The sequence below is a fragment of the Indibacter alkaliphilus LW1 genome (assembly GCF_000295935.2).
GTDB lineage: Bacteria > Bacteroidota > Bacteroidia > Cytophagales > Cyclobacteriaceae > Indibacter > Indibacter alkaliphilus.
In genome coordinates this window covers 1-7831 of record NZ_ALWO02000019.1, presented here as the reverse complement: position 1 = coordinate 7831, position 7831 = coordinate 1, and the positions used below count along the sequence as shown (strand labels likewise).

The following is a 7831-nucleotide window of genomic DNA, read 5'->3' as shown; positions in this document are numbered from 1 at the left end:
CTCCCCACAGACAGTTTCTACCAATAGGAAGTCCCTCTGGGACTTGTTGGTTGATTTGGGATTCTGACTAATTGGTAAACTTATGGGTTATGATAGATGTGCTGTAGGCGTACATTATGCACCCCCCTATCTCTCAAATACAAAAACAAACCCCACATTGCAAATCCGCCTGAAACACGTAATTTGGCACGATTTTAAAAGCATATTATCCATTCTTAAAAAAGCTATACTATGAAAAAACTTCTCTTTTTATCTGCCATCATCTTCTGTATGGCTATGGGCAACCAATCTTTTGCCCAATACACCACAGGAATAGGACTCAGAGCTGGGGTAAGCAATGGGCTTACCGTCAAACACTTTATCTCACAGGATGCCGCTTTGGAAGGGATTCTTCACTCTAGGTGGGGTGGATTCGTGATTACCGGACTCTATGAAGTGCATAAAGATATTCCTGATGTCAAAGGGTTGATGTGGTTCTTTGGGGGAGGTGCCCATGTTGGGTCATGGAATGCCCGAAGAAGCAACAGACCTTGGGGAGACAATAGAGTGGGGACTACGGTAGTAGGACTGGACGGTATCATCGGACTGGACTACGTTTTTGACAATGCCCCCATCAACCTTTCCTTGGATTGGAAACCTGTAATCAATTTTGGTGATGCCGGCTTTTGGGGCGATGAAGTAGCCCTTTCTATACGTTTTACCTTCTAGATTTCAGAATAAAGAATGTTGAATAGCCATGTTTGCGGAAACATGGCTATTTCTTTTTGTAAAAATCACATAATTCAAAGGATCAATTTTTTAAAATCGAAATAATATTTGGAATTTGTGATTTGCCAAATATTATTTTTTAAGTCAGTTCTTTACAGGAATTCACCCTTGATGTTCAATTATTCACGGGATTTCAGCCGGAATTCCACTAAAACATACCCTATTTTGGAAATAGAGGGGAATTATTGAAAAGTTTTTTAAGGAATCAAACCCCTAAATCTCTCTCTTTAAATTTTTTTTTAAGAGAATTCAGACAAATTCTATAGATTCTAATTCAATTCTCTCAAAAATTAATAAAAATTAAAAAATAAGCCTCTAAAAATATTAAAATGGCAAATAACTGTTTGTAAAAAGAGATAAATTTAATGAATACGAAAAAAAATATGGATTTGTATAAATTTTCACCAAACACAAAAACAAAATAATATTCTGAGCAACCTCCCTGAGAGGGGGGTATTGTAAATAATTGATTTTGTTATGGGCTCATTTCCAAATAATCACTTTTAGCAGCCGTTTAGCCTGAATTTAAGCCATTAAAATGAATAATCTGAATAAAATATAAATATTTACAGATGACTTTTTATTATATAAATAATATACTTGTTAAAATTGGTTAAAAGTTTAATATTTTATGGAATTATATAGCACTTCAAGAAAGTTGGGGCAATTTTGAAAAGTGCGATAAATAATTTTTCTTTACGCATCAACTAAACTAAATACCTTATGAGAAAAGCTTTACTCTTTGTTATTGCGCTTTTCACCATGGCACTCACGTTAGAGGTGTCGGCGCAACAACGGGTAATTACCGGAAAGGTAATTTCCGATGAAGACGGACTGGGTTTACCAGGTGCATCCGTTCTCGTAAAGGGTACGACAGTAGGTACTACCTCCGACCTGGATGGTAATTACTCTATTAATGTACCTGATGGATCAAATGTCCTGATTTTCTCTTTTGTGGGATTAAAATCTCAAGAAGAGGCAATCGGCAACAGATCCGTAATCAATGTAACCCTCACTACAGACGCATCACAACTATCAGAAGTGGTAGTAACTGCGATCGGTATTGAGAAAGACAAAAAAGCCTTGGGCTACGCAGTATCTTCTGTAGGGGATGAACTCATCCAAAACAGACCTGAAGCTGATGTATCCAGGGTATTGCAAGGAAAAGTAGCCGGTGTAAACATCACTGCTACTAACGGACTTTCTGGTTCAGGTACCAATATCATCATCAGGGGTTACTCCTCTGCCACTGGTTCCAATCAGCCTTTGTTCGTAGTAGACGGTGTACCTTTTAGCTCCGGTACCAACTCCGCTGCAAACTTCGCCAATGGTGGTGCGACCACTTCTTCCCGTTTCTTGGATATTGATCCTAACAACATCGAAAATGTTTCTGTGTTGAAGGGTCTTTCTGCTACCGTATTATATGGTGATCAGGGTAGAAACGGTGTGGTTTTGATCACAACCAAATCAGGCGCAAGCAAAAGAAGACAAGCTGAAGTAACCATCAACCAATCTGTTTTTGGTAACCAGGCCGCTTCTTTACCTTCTTTCGGTCAGATTTACGGTAACGGTTTCCAGCAGCAGCCAGGTTTCTTCTTCTCTAACTTCGGTCCTAGAATGGATCAGGGTTTGCAGATCGGTCACCCTATTGCTTCTTCAGGAGTTGCCTCTATCAGAAATGCTTTCCCTGAATTCTTCGAAGCAGATGGAACAACACCAATCAGGTATGACTACAGAGCTTACGAAGATGTATCTTCTGCGTTCTTTAGAACAGGTATTGTTTCCAATACTTCCATTCAGATTGCTGGATCCTCAGAGAGAACTTCTTATTCTGCTTCCTTCGGGTATACAGATGATGAAGGCTTTACTCCAGGTAACAACCTGAACAAGTACAACTTCGGCTTGGGTATCAAGTCTTCTGTAACTGATAAATTGACAGTGAATTCATCTTTCACTTTTGCCATTACAGACTTAGTTTCACCTCCTGTAAACGCAGCTTTTGGTTCCGGACCTAATGCCGGTATTCCTTCTGTATTTGCAAATACCTTGTATACACCACGTTCTGTTGATTTGGCTGGTCTTCCTTTTGAAAACCCAGTTGACAGATCCAATGTGTATTTCAGAGGTAACAATGATCAGGTAAACCCTTATTGGTTGGTGAGAAACTTCGTAGATGCTTCTACGGTAAACCGTTTCTTCAACTCCACTTCTTTGAATTATGATATCAATGACAACTTCTCTGTGACATACAGGTTTGGTTTGGATACTTATTCTGAGAACAGACAAGCAAGATACAACCGTGGTGGCGGTGGAGGTGTAAGTACCTTGATCAACACCGGATACATGAGATCTCTTGATGTAAACAATACCATTTTCAACCAGGATGTGATCATCAATTGGAGAAAAGATATTTCTGAGAAAATCTCTATGTCTGCTTTGATTGGTGGTAACTCCAGATATGATAATTACGAGCAGGATGGTATCGTATCTACAGGGCAGTTGGCTTTTGATCTTTTCAGACATTCCAACTTCCTTCAGGCGTCTGCCAGGGATCCATTGACTGGTAGAGTGCTTAACTTTACCCAAGAGGAAAGAAGAATGGGGGTTTATGCCAACTTAACTTTCGATTATGATGATTACCTGTTCCTGAACTTGTCAGCCAGAAATGACTGGACTTCTACAGTAGAACCTGAAAACAGAAGGATTCTTTATCCAGGAGCTTCTGTTTCATTTCTTCCTACAGATGCATTCAACTGGAATTCATCTACCATGAACGACTTGAAACTGAGATTTGGTTACGGTACTTCTGCTGGTTTCCCAAGTCCATATTCAACAAGAAATGTACTGGTGCAAAATGCCAGAGCATTCCAAAATGCAGCAGGATCCTTATTTCAGACTCAAGCTTTAAGTAATGATTTGGGTAATTCCAACTTGAGACCAGAGCTGCATGAGGAATTTGAATTCGGTATTGAAGCCGGTATGTTCAATAACAAGTTAAGGTTTGACCTTTCCTTGTATCAAAAGAACACCAGAGACCTAATCACCTTTGCTCCAATTGATCCCTCCACTGGATTTACCCGTACAGCCATCAATATCGGTAAAATCAGAAACAGAGGTATAGAATTCCAGGCAACTGCGAATCCTGTGACTACTGCTTCAGGATTTAACTGGGAGTCTATCGTGAACTTCACGCTTTACAGGACTGTGACCATGGAATTGGGTGAAGGTTTGGATGAAATCGTGGTGTCAGGCTTTACCAGCTTGGGTAACTTTGCCGTACCGGGAAGACCATTCAACATCATCAAAGGTACAGGTTTTGCCAGAGATGAGCAGACCGGACAGCCCATTGTGTTGCCAAACGGTGATTACCAAACAGCTTCTGACTTGGTTGAATTGGGTGATCCTAACCCAGCTTGGACAGGTTCCTGGATCAATACCTTCCGTTACAAAGGCTTCTTTGCCAATGTCATGATGGAATACAGACACAGAGGTGCTATTTTCTCCAATACGGTGACTGCTACCCTTGCAAGGGGTGTGACCAAGGATCCAGTAGTGGACAGAGAGTATACCTTTATCCTTCCAGGTGTAAAGCAAGATGGAACGCCTAATGACATTCAGGTAACCGCTTCCAACTACTTCTTCAACCAGTACCATACCGGTGCGGATGAGTCCAACGTATTCGATGGCTCAGCAGTAAGATTGAGAGAGCTTTCCTTTGGTTATGATTTGCCAACTTCAATCTTGGCCAGAACTCCTTTCAAAAGAGCTTCCGTAGCCTTGAGTGGTACCAACCTTTGGTTCTTGGCCTTAAACTTCCCACCTAACATGAACTTTGATCCGGATGTATTGGGTCTTGGTGTGGGCAATGGTTTGGGCTTTGATTTCGTAACCGGACCTAGCTCCAGAAGATTTGGTGGTACAGTAACGCTTACTTTCTAATCCCCAAAAGATGAAGATTATGAAAAAAATATATAGCCTGCTTGTCGCACTGAGTTTGGTGCTGGTAAGTTCATGTGACCTGGATCTGCAACAGGATCCAAACAACGTAGCTCCTGAAACGGCCAGTTTAGACCTGGTATTGAATAGAATCCAGATTGATTTCGCTACCTTTTTCAACCAGACCGGTGATACCGGAATGAGATTGACAAGGATGATCAATCAGGGATCTAACTTGTATGAGCAAACCCATCAGCCTGTGGCCATGGATGCCAGATGGACCAATGCTTATGCCAATATCCTGAACAATGTCAAATTTATGCTTCCATTAGCTGAAGAGGCTAATTTCAGAAGACATATGGGTATAGCCAGAGTGATTCAGGCCTATACCTTGATGACTTTGGTGGATTACTTTGATGATGTGCCTTGGACTGAGGCTTTGGATCCAAACAATCCTGCTATTGATGGATTGAATCCAAATTATGATGACGCAGCATCTGTTTACGCAGTGGCATTGGCAAGTTTGCAGGCAGCCAGAGAAGACTTTGCTGCTACCTCTATAGGTGCACCACAGGATTTGTATTACAATGGTACCTGGGCCAACTGGGTAAGACTGATCAATGCTTTGGAATTGAAGTATCATTTGAACAGAAAGTTGGTTGATCCAGCCGGTTCTGCTTCTGCCATCAATGCTTTGATCTCAGCCAACAACTTTATCCAACCTGGACAGGAATTTGTTTTCAGGTTTGGAACAAACTTGACAGACCCTGATTCCAGACATCCAAGATTTGCAGGACAGTACACTCCAGGTGGAGGTGGTGACTACCAATCTACTTGGTATATGTGGAGAATGACAGAGGAAAAGTCTGTTACAGATCCAAGAGCGAGATTTTACTTCTACAGACAGGTAACTTCCAATCCAACTGATCCAGATCAATTGAGATGTTTGGGAGAAATTGCTCCAGGACATTATTTGGCAGGAGGATGGCCTTTCTGTCTTCCAGGAACCAGAGGTTACTGGGGTAGAGATCATCTGAATGCTGAAGGTATTCCACCGGATGGTTTGGGAAGAACTGCCTGGGGCGTGTATCCAGCAGGTGGAAGGTTCGACGACAATGCTGGTGCGCCAGTAAGTCCTACTGCCGGAGCAGGAGGTCAGGGTATACACCCAATTATGTTGCCTGCCTTTGTTGACTTTATGATTGCAGAAGCTATCCATACGATGGATGGTGTATCCGGAGATGCCAAGTCCTATCTGGAAGCAGGTGTTGAAAAATCCATGAATTTTGTTAGAGCTTATGCTATAACTACTTCTCAGGCCGGTGCTATTAATACCTTCCAGCCTTTGGCTGATTTCAATGAGCAGGTTGAGGAGTATATCGAAGTTGTAGCTAGACAATGGGATCAGGCCAATGCTGATGTAAGAATGGATATTATCGGTAGAGAATATTGGTTGGCGCTTTTCGGAAATGGAAACGAGTCTTATAATTTGTACAGAAGAACAGGTAAGCCTGGTAACATGCAGCCTGGATTATTGGAGAATTTTGGGTCTTTCCCAAGGACCATGTTCTATCCTCAGAATCATGCTGTGACCAACAGAAATGCGGTTCAGCGAGATGAGGCAAGAAGAGATCGTGTGTTCTGGGATACCAATCCTGAAGGTAATGGTTGGGTGTATTAATCTCTAAATGACAGAAATGATGAAAATAAAAAAAATAAGTCTAGGGATATTGGTTGTGCTCATGGCATTTGTTTCCTCTTGTAGGGACTTTGTAGAGCCAAATGTTCCTTACTCAGAATTTGATACAGCCTTGTACTTGCGTACAATAAGGGCAGCTTCCACCAATAGTCTGACCTTCAATTTCTTTAATCTTCCGAATTCAAGGTTTAATGTTACCGTTGAATCAGTTGATGCTGAAGAAGGTACTACTGTAGAAACTGTGGAAGTTCGAATCAGACACAGAAGATTGATCCCTGGTGTAGGCCTGGAGTATACTCCAGCACAGTCCGGTGGTCAAAGACAGGAAGTTACAGTAGCGACTATATCAGGTTCTGAGTTTACTCAAAGTCCTGAAAATAGATTTAAAAGAGCTGTGATCGATATTCCTGCGGCTACCATGATTCAGGCAGTTGGACTGACTGCTGATGAGATCGAAGGTGGAGATGTGTTTGAGGTAAGATTGTATGCTACAGACAGATTTGGTAGAACATTCGGTCCTGACAACAGGTCTTCTGATGTAGCAGGTGGTATCTTCTATGACTCTCCTTTCTTGTACAATGTTGAAGTTATTTGTCCTTTATCCGATGGTTATGGATTGGGTCAATACCAATTGGAGCAAACTGGAGGTCCTGGAGATCCTTTCTTTGGCAATGCCACAAGATTTGTAGAGGAAGTAGTTACTTTGGCTGAAGGGAATACCTCTATTGCAAGAACTTTTACAGTTAATTACTTGGGTGGATTCACAACTAGACCTTTCACAATTGTATTCTCTTGCGGCTTGGTTCTAAAGCCGGAGGAATCTGCCGGTGCAGGTTGTGGAGGTACTACCATATTCTGGGAATCTGATAATGATAACCTTGCGGAGTACGATTTGGACGATGACAGTGTGATTCAGGTATTCTTTATAGATGATACTGAATCTAGCTGTGGTATCACGGATCCGATTGAATTTACCCTGACGAAGATTTAAAATCCAAATTAGGATAAGAATATAAAGCCAGTTCCTTTTGGGGCTGGCTTTTTTTGCTTCTGCCTGAGCCGCCGTTCGTGTCTTCACGAACGTAAATATTCATTACTATCAATCACCAACCCCATGTTCTGTGTCTTCACAGAACATCATACAATCCAAAACTTAGCAACCCCATGTTCTGTGTCTTCACAGAATATTGTACTACGATCAAAACAAGTATTATTTCGGTCTCTGAGGACACAGACCGAGGCAGTGGCTGGGTTTGCAGCTATGGCCACTATCTGAAGATAGTGGAAATTGGTTTGGGTCAGTCCTTCTGTGAAGGTTGGATTAAACAATCAGGTTCACTTTTAATTTCCATCGCATTTATGCGGTGGTTAAAGCTTGGTGCTCAGGGTTATAGGCTTTAGCCGAAATGATTTTCGACTAAAGTCGGG

General features: G+C 41.6%; 4 protein-coding genes. All 4 read left to right on the top strand.

The window, feature by feature from the left end; all coding sequences use genetic code 11:
- Positions 1–231: 231 nt before the first annotated feature.
- Positions 232–708, top strand: coding sequence for a hypothetical protein (locus A33Q_RS03840; protein WP_009036462.1), 477 nt, complete (start codon positions 232–234; stop codon positions 706–708).
- A 783-nt stretch (positions 709–1491) separates the two neighbouring features.
- Entirely contained in the window at positions 1492–4707 is a 3216-nt protein-coding gene (locus A33Q_RS03835; protein ID WP_009036461.1) for a SusC/RagA family TonB-linked outer membrane protein, read from the top strand.
- 19 nt (positions 4708–4726) lie between these two features.
- A complete protein-coding gene (locus A33Q_RS03830; protein WP_009036460.1) occupies positions 4727–6385 on the top strand; it encodes a SusD/RagB family nutrient-binding outer membrane lipoprotein in 1659 nt (552 codons plus the stop codon).
- Positions 6386–6401: 16 nt separating this feature from the next.
- On the top strand, positions 6402–7394 hold the full coding sequence (locus A33Q_RS21465) for a hypothetical protein (RefSeq protein ID WP_152527373.1): 993 nt from the start codon (positions 6402–6404) through the stop codon (positions 7392–7394).
- The last annotated feature ends 437 nt before the right edge of the window (positions 7395–7831 follow it).